The 14,493-nt window shown below is 59.2% G+C and carries 20 protein-coding genes; 7 read left to right on the top strand and 13 right to left on the bottom strand.

The window, feature by feature from the left end:
- Nucleotides 1-2: 2 nt before the first annotated feature.
- The 8 genes from arsB to EKM04_RS03935 all read right to left on the bottom strand — a co-directional run bounded on the left by arsB (nt 3) and on the right by EKM04_RS03935 (nt 5,534).
- Complete coding sequence (gene arsB, locus EKM04_RS03970) at nt 3-1,061, bottom strand: ACR3 family arsenite efflux transporter (protein WP_113169823.1); 1,059 nt, start codon at nt 1,059-1,061, stop codon at nt 3-5.
- Complete coding sequence (locus tag EKM04_RS03965) at nt 1,061-1,588, bottom strand: arsenate reductase ArsC (protein ID WP_113169958.1); 528 nt, start codon at nt 1,586-1,588, stop codon at nt 1,061-1,063. Before EKM04_RS03965 ends, arsB begins: the two co-directional genes overlap by 1 nt.
- Nucleotides 1,589-1,602: 14 nt before the next feature.
- The gene (arsN2, locus tag EKM04_RS03960; protein ID WP_113169824.1) at nt 1,603-2,046 is read right to left on the bottom strand and encodes an arsenic resistance N-acetyltransferase ArsN2; all 444 of its coding nucleotides are present in this window, start codon (nt 2,044-2,046) and stop codon (nt 1,603-1,605) included.
- Nucleotides 2,040-2,393: an ArsR/SmtB family transcription factor gene (locus tag EKM04_RS03955; RefSeq protein ID WP_113169825.1), complete on the bottom strand. Its 354-nt coding sequence runs from the start codon at nt 2,391-2,393 to the stop codon at nt 2,040-2,042. Before EKM04_RS03955 ends, arsN2 begins: the two co-directional genes overlap by 7 nt.
- A gap of 306 nt (nt 2,394-2,699) precedes the next feature.
- The gene (locus EKM04_RS03950) at nt 2,700-3,674 is read right to left on the bottom strand and encodes an arsenic resistance protein (RefSeq protein ID WP_183897248.1); all 975 of its coding nucleotides are present in this window, start codon (nt 3,672-3,674) and stop codon (nt 2,700-2,702) included.
- A 4-nt stretch (nt 3,675-3,678) separates the two neighbouring features.
- Nucleotides 3,679-4,059, bottom strand: coding sequence for an ArsR/SmtB family transcription factor (locus tag EKM04_RS03945; RefSeq protein WP_183897247.1), 381 nt, complete (start codon nt 4,057-4,059; stop codon nt 3,679-3,681).
- Nucleotides 4,060-4,161: 102 nt separating this feature from the next.
- Nucleotides 4,162-4,830: a L,D-transpeptidase gene (locus EKM04_RS03940; protein ID WP_183897272.1), complete on the bottom strand. Its 669-nt coding sequence runs from the start codon at nt 4,828-4,830 to the stop codon at nt 4,162-4,164.
- An 83-nt stretch (nt 4,831-4,913) separates the two neighbouring features.
- On the bottom strand, nt 4,914-5,534 hold the full coding sequence (locus tag EKM04_RS03935; protein ID WP_183897246.1) for an SCO family protein: 621 nt from the start codon (nt 5,532-5,534) through the stop codon (nt 4,914-4,916).
- 232 nt (nt 5,535-5,766) lie between these two features.
- On the opposite strand from EKM04_RS03935, the gene EKM04_RS03930 reads away from it, so the two are divergent.
- Genes EKM04_RS03930 through EKM04_RS03920 form a run of 3 tightly spaced genes read left to right on the top strand, consistent with a single transcriptional unit; the run spans nt 5,767 to nt 7,827 of the window.
- The gene (locus EKM04_RS03930) at nt 5,767-6,207 is read left to right on the top strand and encodes a disulfide bond formation protein B (protein WP_183897245.1); all 441 of its coding nucleotides are present in this window, start codon (nt 5,767-5,769) and stop codon (nt 6,205-6,207) included.
- Entirely contained in the window at nt 6,204-6,872 is a 669-nt protein-coding gene (locus tag EKM04_RS03925; protein ID WP_183897244.1) for a DsbA family protein, read from the top strand. The genes EKM04_RS03930 and EKM04_RS03925 overlap by 4 nt, the downstream gene beginning before the upstream one ends.
- Nucleotides 6,873-6,903: 31 nt before the next feature.
- Complete coding sequence (locus tag EKM04_RS03920; protein WP_183897243.1) at nt 6,904-7,827, top strand: cation diffusion facilitator family transporter; 924 nt, start codon at nt 6,904-6,906, stop codon at nt 7,825-7,827.
- A gap of 6 nt (nt 7,828-7,833) precedes the next feature.
- Here the strand turns inward: EKM04_RS03920 and EKM04_RS03915 are convergent, their stop codons facing one another.
- From EKM04_RS03915 to EKM04_RS03905, 3 genes are read right to left on the bottom strand one after another with little or no spacing between them, the layout of a single operon-like run.
- A complete protein-coding gene (locus EKM04_RS03915) occupies nt 7,834-8,910 on the bottom strand; it encodes a flavin-containing monooxygenase (RefSeq protein ID WP_183897242.1) in 1,077 nt (358 codons plus the stop codon).
- Between the two features lie 8 nt (nt 8,911-8,918).
- A complete protein-coding gene (locus tag EKM04_RS03910; RefSeq protein WP_183897241.1) occupies nt 8,919-9,083 on the bottom strand; it encodes a hypothetical protein in 165 nt (54 codons plus the stop codon).
- Nucleotides 9,084-9,085: 2 nt separating this feature from the next.
- Nucleotides 9,086-10,165: a L,D-transpeptidase family protein gene (locus EKM04_RS03905; RefSeq protein WP_183897271.1), complete on the bottom strand. Its 1,080-nt coding sequence runs from the start codon at nt 10,163-10,165 to the stop codon at nt 9,086-9,088.
- Nucleotides 10,166-10,442: 277 nt separating this feature from the next.
- Here EKM04_RS03905 and EKM04_RS03900 point away from each other — a divergent pair, with 277 nt between their 5' ends.
- Both EKM04_RS03900 and EKM04_RS03895 read left to right on the top strand, forming a co-directional pair.
- Complete coding sequence (locus tag EKM04_RS03900) at nt 10,443-10,691, top strand: hypothetical protein (protein WP_113169833.1); 249 nt, start codon at nt 10,443-10,445, stop codon at nt 10,689-10,691.
- Between the two features lie 186 nt (nt 10,692-10,877).
- Complete coding sequence (locus EKM04_RS03895) at nt 10,878-11,294, top strand: MerR family transcriptional regulator (protein ID WP_046801826.1); 417 nt, start codon at nt 10,878-10,880, stop codon at nt 11,292-11,294.
- 38 nt (nt 11,295-11,332) lie between these two features.
- On the opposite strand, the gene EKM04_RS03890 is transcribed toward EKM04_RS03895, so the two are convergent.
- A complete protein-coding gene (locus EKM04_RS03890; protein WP_046801827.1) occupies nt 11,333-11,719 on the bottom strand; it encodes a MerR family transcriptional regulator in 387 nt (128 codons plus the stop codon).
- A gap of 67 nt (nt 11,720-11,786) precedes the next feature.
- On the opposite strand from EKM04_RS03890, the gene EKM04_RS03885 reads away from it, so the two are divergent.
- Complete coding sequence (locus tag EKM04_RS03885; RefSeq protein ID WP_234911007.1) at nt 11,787-12,644, top strand: cation diffusion facilitator family transporter; 858 nt, start codon at nt 11,787-11,789, stop codon at nt 12,642-12,644.
- Complete coding sequence (gene lspA / locus EKM04_RS03880; RefSeq protein WP_183897240.1) at nt 12,641-13,132, top strand: signal peptidase II; 492 nt, start codon at nt 12,641-12,643, stop codon at nt 13,130-13,132. The genes EKM04_RS03885 and lspA overlap by 4 nt, the downstream gene beginning before the upstream one ends.
- Nucleotides 13,133-13,213: 81 nt before the next feature.
- On the opposite strand, the gene EKM04_RS03875 is transcribed toward lspA, so the two are convergent.
- Nucleotides 13,214-14,470 carry a cytochrome P450 gene (locus EKM04_RS03875; RefSeq protein ID WP_183897239.1) on the bottom strand — a complete coding sequence of 419 codons (1,257 nt, stop codon included), beginning with the start codon at nt 14,468-14,470 and terminating at the stop codon, nt 13,214-13,216.
- Nucleotides 14,471-14,493: the final 23 nt, after the last annotated feature.

The raw sequence follows: 14,493 nt of genomic DNA, 5'->3' as shown, positions 1-14,493 counted from the left end.
GGTCAAATCCTTGTCTTGTCGGTGTTTCGGGAGACGGCTGGCGCAGCCTCGTACCAGCCCTTTGAACGGTTCACGATCCAGACGACCGAGAGCATCACCGGAACTTCGATGAGAACACCGACGACGGTCGCGAGTGCAGCACCCGACTGGAAGCCGAAAAGCGAGATGGCGGCGGCGACGGCCAGTTCGAAGAAATTCGAGGCTCCGATCAGCGCCGACGGTCCGGCGACGCAGTGGCGTTCCCCGGCCATCCTGTTGAGGATGTAGGCCAGCCCGGAATTGAAGTAGACCTGGATGAGGATCGGGACGGCCAGCAGGGCGATGATCGTCGGTTGCGCAATGATCTGCTCACCCTGGAAGCCGAACAGCAGGACCAGCGTCGCCAGAAGCGCGATAAGCGAAAGCGGCTGGAGTTTCGAGAGAACAGCATCAAGCGCACGATCTGTGCTGTCAGCCGTTAGGCGGACCCGGATCACCTGCGCGATTACGACCGGGACGACGATGTAGAGCGCGACCGAAATCGCCAGTGTGTCCCATGGTACCGTGATTGCGGAGAGACCGAGGAGCAGTGCGACGACAGGTGCGAACGCGACGATCATGATCGCATCGTTGAGGGCGACCTGCGATAGCGTGAACAATGGTTCGCCTTTCGTCAGGTTGCTCCAGACGAACACCATCGCAGTACAAGGTGCTGCGGCAAGGATGATCAGGCCCGCGATGTAGGAGTCGATCTGGTCGGCGGGCAGATAGGGACGAAACAGCCATCCGACGAACAGCCATCCTAGGAGCGCCATGGAGAACGGCTTGACGGCCCAGTTGATGAACAGGGTGACCCCGATCCCGCGCCAGTAGCTACCGACCTTCGATAGCGAGCGGAAATCGATCTTCAGTAGCATCGGAATGATCATCAGCCAGATGAGGATCGCTACGGGAATATTGACCTTGGCGATCTCGGCAGAACCAATGGTCTGGAAGACGCCGGGCATCAGATGGCCCAACGCGATGCCGACGATGATGCAGACGAAGACCCAGATGGTGAGGTAGCGCTCGAACAGGGACATCAGGCACCTTCCTCCTGTGTGGAGGTCGAGCCTTCCATGCGACCGATCTGATGGAGCTTCTGTTCCAGCGCCATTCTGTCGATCGAGTCCATAGGCAGGCTGAGGAATGCGGCGATGCGGTTCTTGAGAAACCTTGCCGCCTGGGCGAAGGCGCGCTGTACCTCGATATCGGAGCCCTCGACGGCGGCCGGGTCTTCGACACCCCAGTGCGCGGTCATCGGATGTCCGATCCAAACGGGACATGCCTCGCCTGCGGCGCTGTCGCAGACGGTGAAGATGAAATCCATCTCGGGAGCGCCGGGCTCGGCGAAGACATCCCAGTTCTTCGACGAAAAGCCCGTGGACGGATAGCCAAGCGCTTCCAGTTCGCGCAGCGCATGCGGGTTGACCTCGCCCTTGGGGTGGCTCCCGGCGGAAAACGCCCGAAAACGGCCTTTGCCTTCATGATTAAGGATGGACTCGCCGAGAATAGAGCGAGCGGAATTGCCCGTGCAGAGGAACAGCACGTTGTAGGTCTTTTCAGTCATGGTCATTGTCCGTGTTAGGTCGGAGGCCTGTTGAGCTTCATGATGGTCGCCGACGATGGGCAGATGGATGATAGTTGACGGGTCGCAAGCAATCCGGGCGGGATGCTTTCCCGAGGTATTTCAACGAACCCGATGGTAGAGAAAAAGAGCGCAGCGGTTGTGGTCGCAAGATAGATGTCGCCGTTGCCATTGAGATCTCTAAGTGTCTGCTCGACGATGGCGTGTCCTACCCTCTGACCGCGGTGGCTGGGGAGCACGACGATGGAACGCAGGAGGAAATCTGTCCCGCACTCTTCAATCCCGGCGAAACCGACCAGCTCAGCGGAACCAGACACCGCCCTGTAGAAGGTTCGGCCCTCCTCCCGGATGTCGTCGATCGGAAGATGAGCGGCGACCAACGCTTCGTGGAGATCCCGGTCGTCATTCGATACCTGTTCGAGTTTGACAGGGTTCAACATGGCTTCGCCTCGGGACTACAGCACGACGTCAGCTCGGCAATCACGGGCGCGCAAAGTTCGGCCGAGCCGCCGCAGCAATCCTTGAGCAGGAACAGCGTCAGGTCACGAAGAGCATCGAGATTTGCACGGTAGATAATTGAGCGGCTCTGCCTCTCGCTCATGACCACTCCTGCCCGAGAGAGCGTTGCAAGATGGGCCGACATGGTGTTCTGCGGAACATCGAGCAGCCGTGCGAGCTCACCTGCTGGAACGCCCTCCGGTTCGTGTTTGACCAGCAGGCGGAAGGTCTCAAGCCGGGTATTCTGGGCTAGCGCTGAAAGCGCGGCGATAGCAGTAATATTTTCCATGTATCCAGAATAATGGATGTGTTGGATTTGTCAACACAGGTGGATGAGCGCGGGCCGTAACACTCCATCATTTCGGAAGACGCCTTTGCTCTTGGCCGACGCCAGAGCGACGTCCAGTGCTGTGACAGTTCCTGCAGCAGCCTTGATGAAGACGCACGGTGCCAACGCTACATTTTCAAAGCTACGCCGGGTAGCGGCGATGGGATGTGAGAAACTGATCAGTGATGACGAGGATAGATGGGAGACACGGTTTCCGTGTCTTAAGAAGAAATGACCGCTCGGCACGTAACTGGTGTCTGTCAACTTCTAGGCTTGTATCTCGGTCTTCTGCGATCCAAACCTTGAGATCACGCGGATGTAGATCATCTCGCTAACCAGTTCGACGAGCGTCTGCGTCACGATGATGGCAGGCAGAAGCGGCATCGCATTCGGCACCGCAAATGCCAGAGGAAGCACCACCAACGAATTGCGGGTGGACGCACTGAACGCGATGGCCCTTGCACCGGGTACCGCTACGCGAAAACTCCTGGCGACCATCCAGCCGATGAAGGGGGCAATGACCGCGAAAGCTATGTAGAGTGGCAATGCTTGCAGCGCTCCATCGAGAGCGAGACCAAGCTGCGGAACGACTGCAGCAACAACGATGAAGAGCACGGCAGCCGTCGCTGGGACGGGAAGCAGTCCGAGCGCGCTCGAAACCCTGGACATTAAGCCGAGCCGTGCAGCAGAAAACTGTATCAGCGCGGCCCCAAGCAGTGGGAACACGATCAGCCAGACGAGGGCGTGGATGAACGGTTCGATCTGCACGAGATTGCCAGCCTCGTCGCCGAGAAATACCTTGAGATAAAATGGAAGCAGGACCATCTGCGCAATCAGGAGCACCGGGGTCGAAGCGAGAAGGAGTCTCGCATCAGCCCGTCCCAGATGCGCGAAAGTCACGACGTAGTCGATGCATGGTGTGAGGAGCACCAGAAGGGCCCCGATACGGATCATCGGGTCAGCCGGGAGAAAATGCATGAGACCGAACACGAGGATCGGAACGGCAACGAAGTTCGTAACGAGCAGAGCACCTAGAAACCGTATCTGTAGAAATGCCTTCCCGAGATCGGCGAGCGGAACCTGGAGGAAGGTGACAAAGAGCATGAAGGCCAGTGCGGGATTGATCGCCACTTCCAGTGACGTCGTTCCGGACACGATGCCTGCGGCGGTGGCGGCGAGAATCACGGCTGCAAAATAGATGCCGATCTGCCGGGTCTCCAGGATGTCACGCAGTTCGCTCATTCTCTCACTCGCATACGATGGATTTGGGCTCGGCAACCTTCTGCGGTCGCCCGGTGCATTTGGCGAAGAGATCGATCGCCCGATCACAGACTTCGCAATGACCTGAACAGCAATCCCTCATCAGGAATGCGACGAGGTCGGAAAGCGCCGGGAAGATCGCGCTGTAGATGATGCTGCGGCCTTCGCGGCGGCTTTCAATCAGACCAGCATGTTCGAGGTGGTTGAGATGGAATGAAACCCTGGGAGCCGACGCGGTCTCCAGGGCTTGCGTTATCGCACCCGCCGCCATTCCATCCGCGCCCACCGTAACGAGCAGGCGAATGATCCGCAGCCGTGTTTCCTGTGCGATGGCTGCAAATGCATCAAGGGCTCGTTTTTCTTCCATGCATTTAAACAATTCCATAACCATTTAAATTTCAAGGCTTGTGTCGGCTGTTATGGAGTCGCCATGTCAAGTGAGGACTGTGCGGAACCCGCTCGACGGCACCTAAACCGCCGATAGCCGAGGTAGACTGGTGACGACGATCGGAGCCTTGTCCGGTACCCGGCCATAGAGGTCTACCACATCCTGATTGATCATCCGCACACAACCCGACGACACGGATTTTCCGATGCTATTCCATTCTGGGGAACCATGAATCCGGTACAGCGTGTCCTCGCCGTTCTTGAAAATGTAGAGCGCCCGCGCACCAAGCGGATTCTTCAGGCCGGGGGCCATGCCGCCGTTTGCGATGCTGTAAGGCACCAGTTCAGGCTGCCGGGCGACCATCTCGTCAGGCGGCGTCCAGCGCGGCCACTGGCGCTTGTACTGGATGACACCCTGTCCTGACCATTCGAATCCCTGCCGACCAAGACCAACACCGTAACGCATCGCCTGTGCGCCCTCGTATGTGAGGTACAGGTAATAGTTCGCCGTATCGACGACCAGTGTGCCGGGCCGCTCACCCGTTGGATCGCTCACCATCTGGCGGTGGAAGCGCTTGCTGATCTTCTGGTAGGGGATCGCAGGAAGCGGGAATTGTTCTTCTGGCACCGGGCCGTATATCGTTGCGAGAGCGGGACTTTCGACTGGAACAACTGCGGGGCGCTCCTTCTCGGCTGTCGTTGCGGAACAGCCTGTCAGAGCTACCGTTGCGGCCCCTGCCCCGCCCATCATGAATCCGCGTCGTGTCAAAATTCCTGGCTGCACTTGATATCCTTTTGAGTATTGAAAGTAGGCCCGGTGAATATCCGGGCCGATCAGACTGATCCCGCCACGAGTTTTCGGATCTTCTGCAGCCGGACTTCGCGGGGCTCATGCATGTCGAGTGTCCCTTTGAAGCTGCCGTCTGCGTCCATGAGATAGACGCCCGCGGTATGGTCCATGGTGTAGTTCCCGCCATCGGTCGGCACCTTGCGGGAGTAGGCTGCGAATGCCTTCACTGCGGTGGCCGTCTGTTCGGGCGTACCCCTGAGCGCCATGATCCGCGGATCGAAAGAAGTCATGTAGCCATTCAGCATCGTCTCGGTGTCACGCTCGGGATCCACGCTGATGAAGATGACATTGAACTTGTCCGCAGTAGAGCCGAGCTCTGCCATGAGGTCGGTCAGCTCGAAGAGCGTCGTGGGGCAGATGTCCGGGCAGTGCGTGAAGCCGAAGAATGCCAGATACGGTTTGCCATCCAGAACATCGTTATCAACTATCTGACCCTTATGCGAAACGAGGCGAAATGGCTTGCCGATGGCGGGAGAAGATGGGTTCGACGCATCCGCCACATCACCCGGACGCACATTCAGATCACGGCCTAGTATCAACAGCCCTGTTGCCACCACCACGACAAAGCACCAGATCACGATCCGGAAAATCCTCACACCTTTCATCAAACCTCCCACCGCCGTCCCGTGTCATCGGGAATCATTCGTGGGAAAGCCGTAATCCCTCTAGTAGCCTGAGGTTCAAGACCCTGTTGACATCCTTTGTCGGCTCTGCGCTGAAGTGACGCACCGAGCCAGGTTTTGATTTTTGCCGGGACACCTGTTTCTTCCGCAACTGGTCTTGACCCTCAAGCTACTAGAGGTCTCACAATGGGAGCGAATCCATTGAGGGCAGAGAATGCGTGAGGCGACAGTGCAATCGGAAGACAGGGCGTGGCTACCGACCTTCGGGGCTTGGATGATCGCTCTGACTTCGACTTTGGGTGCGCTGTTCATCGGGGAAGTCATGGGCCAGGCCCCTTGCGACCTCTGCTGGCACCAGCGCGCCTTCATGTTTCCGTTGGCTGTCCTGCTGGCTGTGGCAGCGTTCCGGTCGGATGGCCGGGCGTGGTTCTATGCAGCGCCGCTGGCCGCCATCGGATGGCTTATCGCTGCGTTCCACAATCTCCTCTATTTCAAGGTCATCCCGACCGCCATCAAACCATGCGGTCAGGGCCCCTCCTGCTCGGGCGACGGGATGATCCTGTTCGGGGCGCTTCCCATACCCCTTCTCTCGCTTGCAGCATTCACCGCAATCATCATCCTACTTCTTATCGTGCGCCGGAGAACATCAGCATGAACAGACGCACCCTCGTCCTCGCATCGGCCTCGGCCGCTATCGTCATATTCGCCGGAGGCGCTGCTCTCTATAGCGGCAACTCCACCGAGCCGACTCCTGCACCTGCACCAGTCGCCGTGTCGGGGAACGACACCCTGGTCAGGATGCATTCGCCTGTCATGGGACCGGTGTCCGCTCCCGTCACCATCGTCGAGTTCTTCGATCCGTCCTGCGAGGCATGCCGGGCCTTCTATCCGATCGTCAAGCAGATGATGGCGCAGACGGGATCCGACGTCCGCCTCGTGTTGCGCTACACTGCGTTCCATGAGGGATCCGACGATGCCGTGCGGATACTCGAAGCCGCCCGCAAGCAGAACCGCTTCCAGCCCGTTCTCGAGGCAATACTGGATCAGCAGCCTGTCTGGGCTGATCACGGAAAGCCGGATCTGGAGAAGGCGTGGCAGATCGCTGCATCGGCAGGGCTGGATATCGAACAGGGACGCAAGGACGCGGCATCGACGTCGGTCGATAAAGTTCTCGCTCAGGACATGGCCGATGTTAAAGCCAACAACGTCAAACAGACACCGACATTCTTCGTAAACGGGAAGCCTCTTACCGAATTCAGCCCCCAGGGTCTCCTGAACCTCGTCAAGGCCGAAATCGATGCGAGCAAGACAGGTTCCTGAATCCTGACTTGAGATATGGGAGCCTGAGCGCATGAGCGGACATCACCACGATCACGGAGCCGACGCTGGCGACAAGCGCATCTGGTGGGCGATCCTCGTGAACGTGCTTCTCACGTTTGCCCAGATAGCCGGAGGCATCGTCTCCGGCAGTCTGTCTTTGATAGCGGATGCAATCCACAATTTCAGCGACGCTGCGTCCCTCGTGATCGCCTATGGCGCGCGCAGGATCGCACGCCGTCCTGCCGATGACACGATGACGTTCGGCTACGTCCGGGCAGAGATCGTAGCGGCGCTGATCAACTACACCACGCTCATCGTCATCGGCATCTATCTCGTCTACGAGGCCGTCTTGCGGTTCATTACACCGGAACCGATCGAGGGATGGACTGTCGTCATCATCGCGAGCATCGCACTCGTGATCGACGTGGTCACGGCCATGCTTACCTACGCCCTTTCGAAGACCAGCATGAACATCCGCGCAGCGTTCCTGCACAATGTCTCGGACGCGCTCGGATCCGTGGGTGTCATCATCGCTGGCACACTCGTTATCATCTATGGCTGGACCTGGATCGACCCGGCGATCACCCTCATGATCGCAGGCTACATTCTATGGCAGGCTTTCACAGAGATCGGTGGATCGATACGCCTCCTGATGATGGCGACACCAGAGGGGGTCGATGTGAAGAAGGTCGTCGCGGACATGCGCTCCGTCGACGGGGTGAATGACGTGCACCACGTCCACATCTGGCCTGTCGACGAAGGACACAATGCTCTCGAAGCCCATCTCGTAATCAAAGATCTGTCTCTCGAAGAAATCGCCGGGGTCAAGCGCGCCGTGCGCAAGATGCTCTTGGACAAGCACGGGATCGGTCACTGCACCCTGGAGATAGAGACCGTCGAGGATGGTCGCGAAGCGGCCGTGAAGGTCATCGGCCACGTGGTCGACGAATCCTAGCCCTTTCTACGTCATGCGGGCACGCAATCGGCGAAGATGGTCGACAACGAATGCCGCATCATCTGCGACACCGGCGATAAGACCGGAAGCACGGTTTCGCTGCCATGGTCGCCCGACGTAGTACAGGCCCGCGACGGGGGAAATGCCTTCGCGATTGATTGCTTCATGTCGGCTGCCGACCGCCCCTTCGATATCGATCCAGCGAAAGTCTTCGGCATATCCTGTCGCCCATATGATCGAACCGAAGTCCTCGCTCGTCCCATCCTCGAATTTAGCCCGCCTACCGTCGAGGGCGACGAGCCTGGACTTGAGGCTCACACCGCTACGGATGAGAGAAACATCATCGTTGCCGCGCGTGGGAAATGGATCTGCTTTTCTCATCCGTCTTCCGATCGGCCCGTACGCAGATGCCCGCAGAAAACCGAGCCGCTCAAGCCACCACCATATACTGCGCCCGAGAACTTTCTCCGGTAGCAGCTTCCGCTTTCTTCCGCGTGCCAGTAGTGTCCGATGCGAAGCCGCCAGTTCCATCGCCACGTCCCTTCCGCTTGCGCCGTCTCCAACGACCAGAACGGGGCCACTCGTGATCGAGCCCGCATTGCGGAAATCCGCGACGTGCATCTGTTGAATGTCGGATGGGAGCGAACAGGAGATTTCGGGTGTTCGGGGCGTGGAAAACGCACCCGTGGCGACGATCACCACCTGACTGATCAAGCGGCCGCCGCCCTCCAGATAAGCGAGGAATATCCCATCCACCTTTTCGAGCCTGACGACCTTCGTCGACCTGATAGTCGGGTAGCCGTTGCTCGCGGCGTACCGCTCAAGATAGTCCGAGAATTCATCCTTGGCGGCATAGCCATCGGGATCACCGATCAAGGGGATGCCAGGGAGACCGCTGATGCGGCGCGGCGTAAAGAGCGTGAGGGTGTCATATCGGTTCCTCCAGCTATCGCCGATCGCTTGTCCAGCATCGACAATCAGGAAGCTCAGCCCTGCCGTCTTCAGAGCACTGGCGGCGGCAAGCCCGGCCTGCCCTGCCCCGATGATCAGAATGTCGGCTCGCAGCCCCTTGCTGCTATCCATCGACCCGATCACGGCCGAGCGGGGGTTGAAGCGCCTGTGCCCTCCGGCCTCGCCTCCCGACCTATGTGGAGGAAGCTGTAGGAGAAAACAGCCACCACGAATGTCGTAAGGATCGCGAGCATGATCCAGTTGTTGCGTTTCACCCTGCGCATCCGCTCATCAGGCTTGGCCACGTTCAATCTCCACCCGTCTCTGTCGCCATCGCTGACTTGGAACGCTTCCGCATTTCCTTGAAGGGATCGGCCAGCGCTGCGTCCGGCCTGCTGACCGGATAGTTTATCCCCGATATGCGGGCCGCAAGCTTCTCGGCGCCGTCCTTCTTGAGAAGCGCGCGGAAGCTGGGATGCATTCCGCCGTCGACATACGCCGATACCGCAGATCCTCGCTCCGCCATTGCGGCTTCCACTTTCATCTTCTCTGCTGCAATCCGTGCTACGAGCTGCGGATCCTGTGGGGCCGAAACAGCCGGGCACGCGGCCAGAGGATCACGCGGTTCGCCCCCGACAAACTCGGTATTGAACATGTAGCGGCGGCCGCACACTGAAACCTTGGGCTGCTGCTTCGTCAGTTCGAAGGCATCGTAGCCTTCCTTGAGTGTCCGCCAGAACGGCAGGTTCTCGTCATCCTTGTGCAGCGCCATGTTTTCAGCAGTCATGCGATAAGGATAGGCCTGGACCTGGAAGCGATCCTGTCCGGACGAGAGGGCCTTGGAGACGACTGCGTAGATCTCGCCGACGCCCTGATCAGTCAACGCATAGCATCCGGAGGAAGAGCAGGCACCATGGACCATGAGCGCTTCTCCCGTGTAGCCGAGTGCGGATTCCAGCCTGTTCGGGTAGCCGAGGTTGAATGACACATAGTACTGGGATTTCGGGTTCAGCATCCCTCTGGACACATGATAGAACCCCTCCGGTGCCTGACGGTCTCCGTTGGCTGTCTTTGGTCCCAGCTTTCCGGACCATCTGCACATCGGGTAGGTCTTGAGCAAAGCATAACGACCGGTCCCGTTGATCTTCCAGATCTCAAGCTCACTCTCCTGCTTGAATATCCTGACGAGCACAGGGCTTTCGGGTTTCATTCCCTTTTTCGACATCTCAGCAACGAGCTTCGCCGGAATCTGGGGCGCTTCCCTGGGGAGGTCGTCAAGTGCCATGTCGGCGGCAACGCAACCCGTCAAGGCCGCTCCAAGTAGGGCGACTGCGGCCAAGCGGCCGAGAAACGTGCTGATGCGACCCTTTTTAGGTGACCAGCTCATGGTTGATGTCGAAGTCATGCGGCGTTTCTGCTGTCCTGGTCCATCGGGTTGCGTCCAACAAGTCTAGGGAAGGACTTACTTCCCCGTTAACTCGGCTTATACGATCAGGTGAAAATGCGGGAAACCACATACTCGTGAGCGATTCGGCGGCATCATAGGACCTCTAGTTACTTCAGGTGCAAGAGATTTGTTTCAGAATATGCATCGTAGAGCATGGTGGAACCCTGCACGACAACTTGACTTGCGATTCGGCTCTCAGAGCCGTAGTTTGCGCCTGATGAGATCCCCGGTTACGAACTTCGCCCGCGCTGCCTGCTGGATCACCTTGTTCTCAGCGGCTGGCTTCGGCCTGATGAAGCTCGCGTTCGCGTTCGTCTGCTGGGTGGGCGGGCACAATCTGCTTGAGGCCTCCGTAGGCGCGGTCGCGTCCGTTGCCCTGGGTGTCGGCATCGGAATTGAATCCTTCCTGTGGCTGAGGGACTGGCGCATGCGGAAGCTTGACTATGAGCCGCCATCACGCCTCTAGTCGCATACCGCGAGCGGCACCGCTGCACCGGGCACTGAGAAGTCACTTGATTTGTCGTCAGAAATCCTCACATCTGCGTCACAGTTGCCAGGTCGCGTTCTGTTCCTGATGGATTCAGTCGGCGGGACGGGGCGGATTTTGCCGCGTCGGCGCATGTCGCCCACGCCGCCTGAAGGAACGAGTTCCATGCTGACTATCGGAGACCTGTCGAAGACAACCGGCGTGAAAGTGCCGACCATCCGGTACTACGAGCAGATGGGGCTTTTGTCGCCGCCGGAGCGATCCGAGGGCAACCAGCGTCGCTATTCCAGGCCCGAACAGGAGCGGCTTTCCTTCATCCGGCATGCCCGCGATCTCGGCCTGACGATCGAAGCGATCCGAGAGCTGATCGATCTCAGCCAGCATCCCGAGAAGCCATGCGAGGAGGCTGACAGGATTGCCGCGGAACAACTCGTGACAGTCCGCCAGAAGATCGAGCGGTTGAAGAAGCTCGAAGCCGAACTTGAGCGTATCTCCACCCATTGCCAGTCGAACCAGGTGCGCGACTGCTACGTGATCCGGGCGCTGGCGAACCATGACATGTGCGCGACGGATCACGACTAAACATCTGATTGCCCCGGACGGCCGGCGCGCAAATCCAGCTATCCCGCGATAGTGCCGATTATCCGGCAGTCGGCGACCTGCCTTCCATCGCACTCCGCGATCATCCGCTTCAGATCTGTCCTGAGATCCGCCAGTCGCGCCATCCGCTCCTCGACCCCGTCGAGCTGCGCCTGGGCGATGCGGATCGCCTCGCTGCAGGATTCATCCGGCTTCTCCTTGAGAGAAAGAAGAACGCGCACTGAAGAGAGGTCGAACCCCATGTCCCGCGCGTGGCGGACGAAACCAAGCCGCCGGACGTCCTCCTCTGCATAGACGCGACGTCCGCTGGCGAGCCTGTCAGGCCGAGGCAGAAGTCCAACGCGTTCATAATAGCGGATGGTTTCGATCTTCACGCCGCTTCTCACGGAGAGGTCACCGATCTGCATTTTCCACTTGCTCCTGTAGTCGCTACAGGTTGTAGCATTCACGAATGTCGAAATCGAGGCTTTCGGAATGACGTCTGCTGAAACAGTGCGCTATCGCGTGGGCGGAATGGACTGTTCCTCCTGCGCCGCGAAGATCGAGGGGGCGGTCAGGAAGATCGATGGCGTGGAGGATGTGAAAGTGTCCATCGCGTCGCAGGTCATGACGCTCAAGGTGGACGAACCCGCGACCCGGCTGGCCGTCATGGAGGATGTCGTAACCGGGCTTGGATACCACCTCGTCCGGATTGGTTCAGCGAGTGAGGAGGTGGCGGACGATGACGACGATCATATTCCAGACCTGTCCCACGTGACGCCTGCCTACAAGCGCGCGCTTTGGATCGTCGTGCTTTTGAACGTCAGCTACGGGGTCGTCGAGATAGCTGGTAGCTTCATTGCGGGTTCGCAGGCCCTGCAAGCAGATTCTCTCGACTTCCTCGGCGACGGATTGATCTCATTTCTGGGATTGATGGCTGTGGGATGGGGTCTTGCCGCCCGCGCGAAGGCTGCGCTTCTGCAGGGACTGTTCCTTGGCGTGCTCGGCCTCGGGGTGGTGGCTTCGACGATATACAGGGTATTCGTCGAGCATCAGCCAGAATCTCTGACAATGGCTGGATTCGCAACCATCGCCTTCGTCGTCAACGTCCTTTCAGCCGTGGTGCTCATCCCTCACCGAAAGGGCGACGCCAACATGCGGGCGGTCTGGCTCTTCTCACGCAACGATGCTGTCGGAAACCTGGCGGTGATAATAGCGGCCGGGCTTGTGTGGTGGACCGGTTCGCAGTGGCCGGATCTCGTTGTCGCTTTCGCGGTCGCGGGCCTGTTTCTCCAGTCGGCCTGGGCGATCATCCGGGATGCGCGGCAGGATCTCTCGGAGGCGAAGGCTTGAAGGCGGCATTCGCGTCGATCTTCCTGGTGTCATGTGGTGCCGCGCTCGACATCGGCTCCAAGGCCTGGGCACGCGCCAGCCTGGTAGCCTACGGTCCTCCGATCGAGTTTTTGCCGCTGATACCTCTGCGGCTCACCTTTAACACAGGTGTTTCGTTCAGCCTGCTCTCGTCCGACAGCGATATCGGCAGATACCTGCTCATTGCCGTGACAGGTGTCATCGCGGCAGTGATGGCGATCTGGCTTCACCGTTCCCGGGGATGGCAAAGGGTCGGGCTGTCGTTCATCCTTGCAGGGGCGCTGGGAAATCTTCTCGACCGGACCGCGCGCGGATCGGTCACCGACTTCCTGAGCTTGCGGATCGGTGAGTGGGAACCCTTCGTGTTCAATCTCGCAGATGTCTGGATCACAATCGGTGCGGCCATTCTGCTGGCTGCGTCTGGCCTGCAGCCCAAGGAAGCGGCAGCAGAGGGTTCGCGACCTCGGTAGCTCAATCCCGTTGATGCATGTCGCAACACGGGCTCCACTGCCGCTCCGTTCGAGCTGGAGTACAACGCGAACGCGCGTCGTTCATGGTTGCTCACGGAGGATGACATTGCTGACCACGAAGCGGCTTCGTGGCAGTGCAGGCATCCGCGACCACTCGATCCGCAAATCCTGTTGCGGCACGTCATACGCCATCTGGCGGGTCAGCATCGCCGTTGCCTGCTTCATGAGTTCGATGGTGATCCACTCACCGGGACAGCGATGGTGGATCGGGTGGTCTCCCCCGCCCTGCGGAATGAAGTTAAACTCGCCACCGTCCCATCGGCGAAACCGATCAGGTTCGAATTTCTCCGGCCTCTCCCAGGTTCGTCTGTCATGATTGGTGCCGAACAGATCCAGCAGTACACGGTGGTCCTTTGGAAAACGGTATCCGTTCCACTCGAAGGCTTGTCGCGTGCGTGCAGCGACAGCGGGGAAGAACGGATAGTATCGGCGCACTTCCTGGACGAACAGGTGGGTGTAGTCATCATCGCCTGAGCGGAGTTTGTCCCGGACATGCGGATGCATGTGCAGTGCGTGCGCCACGAATACCATGTAGACCGAGACCGCCACGATCGGGCGGATGACGTTGAGCAACTCGACGGCGGCGATGCGAGGTGGGAGCAGCTCCCCATCCGGATCGCGGTGCCATGCAATGGCATGGGCAGCGGAATGCTTCGACAATTGGAGCCGCCCGGAACGGACTTCCTCCACCAGGTTCGCAAGCCAGCGATCGGCACGTCTGCGTGACCACCGCGACCACAGATGCCGGACACCCACCGATCCCGCATGGTCGAAGAGGGCCACGATATTCCGTGTTCGTCTTTGGGCGTCCGCTTCAGGCAGAGGGACTCCGACCCAGGCCAGGCTCGCGCGTGTCAGGAGATACTGGAATTCCGTATAGAGCGTGACGTCGGCTCTCGATGTCCATGTCCCCATCCGCATCTGCCATTCCGCCGCCGTAAGACGAGACAGTTCCCGGATTTGGTCGGGGCTCATCAGCGACATGAACAAGTGCTTGCGGTGTCGGTGCGGTCTGCCGTCGAGGCCCTGAACGCCACCCTCCCCGAGCAGCGTCTTCTGGATCGCTTTGGGCATTGCGCCCTGGCGTATAAAGAGGTCGGGATCGTAGAAAAGCCTGGCCGCTTCCGGACCTGTCATGCAGATCGTCCTCTGCAGCAGAAGCCGTGTCTCGAACAGGTCTGATTGGTGGCGCCCACACCCATCGGAAATGAATCGATAGGGATCGCGGATAAGCGCTAGCGTCGAGTCAGGTATTTTCTCCGAAGGGATGCTTGCCATTGCCGCCTCGCGTGCCGTTTCGA

The organism is Rhizobium skierniewicense Ch11 (assembly GCF_023757665.1).
GTDB lineage: Bacteria > Pseudomonadota > Alphaproteobacteria > Rhizobiales > Rhizobiaceae > Agrobacterium > Agrobacterium skierniewicense.
The sequence above is the reverse complement of the archived record's forward strand: the minus strand, read 5'-3'. Positions and strand labels throughout refer to the sequence as shown.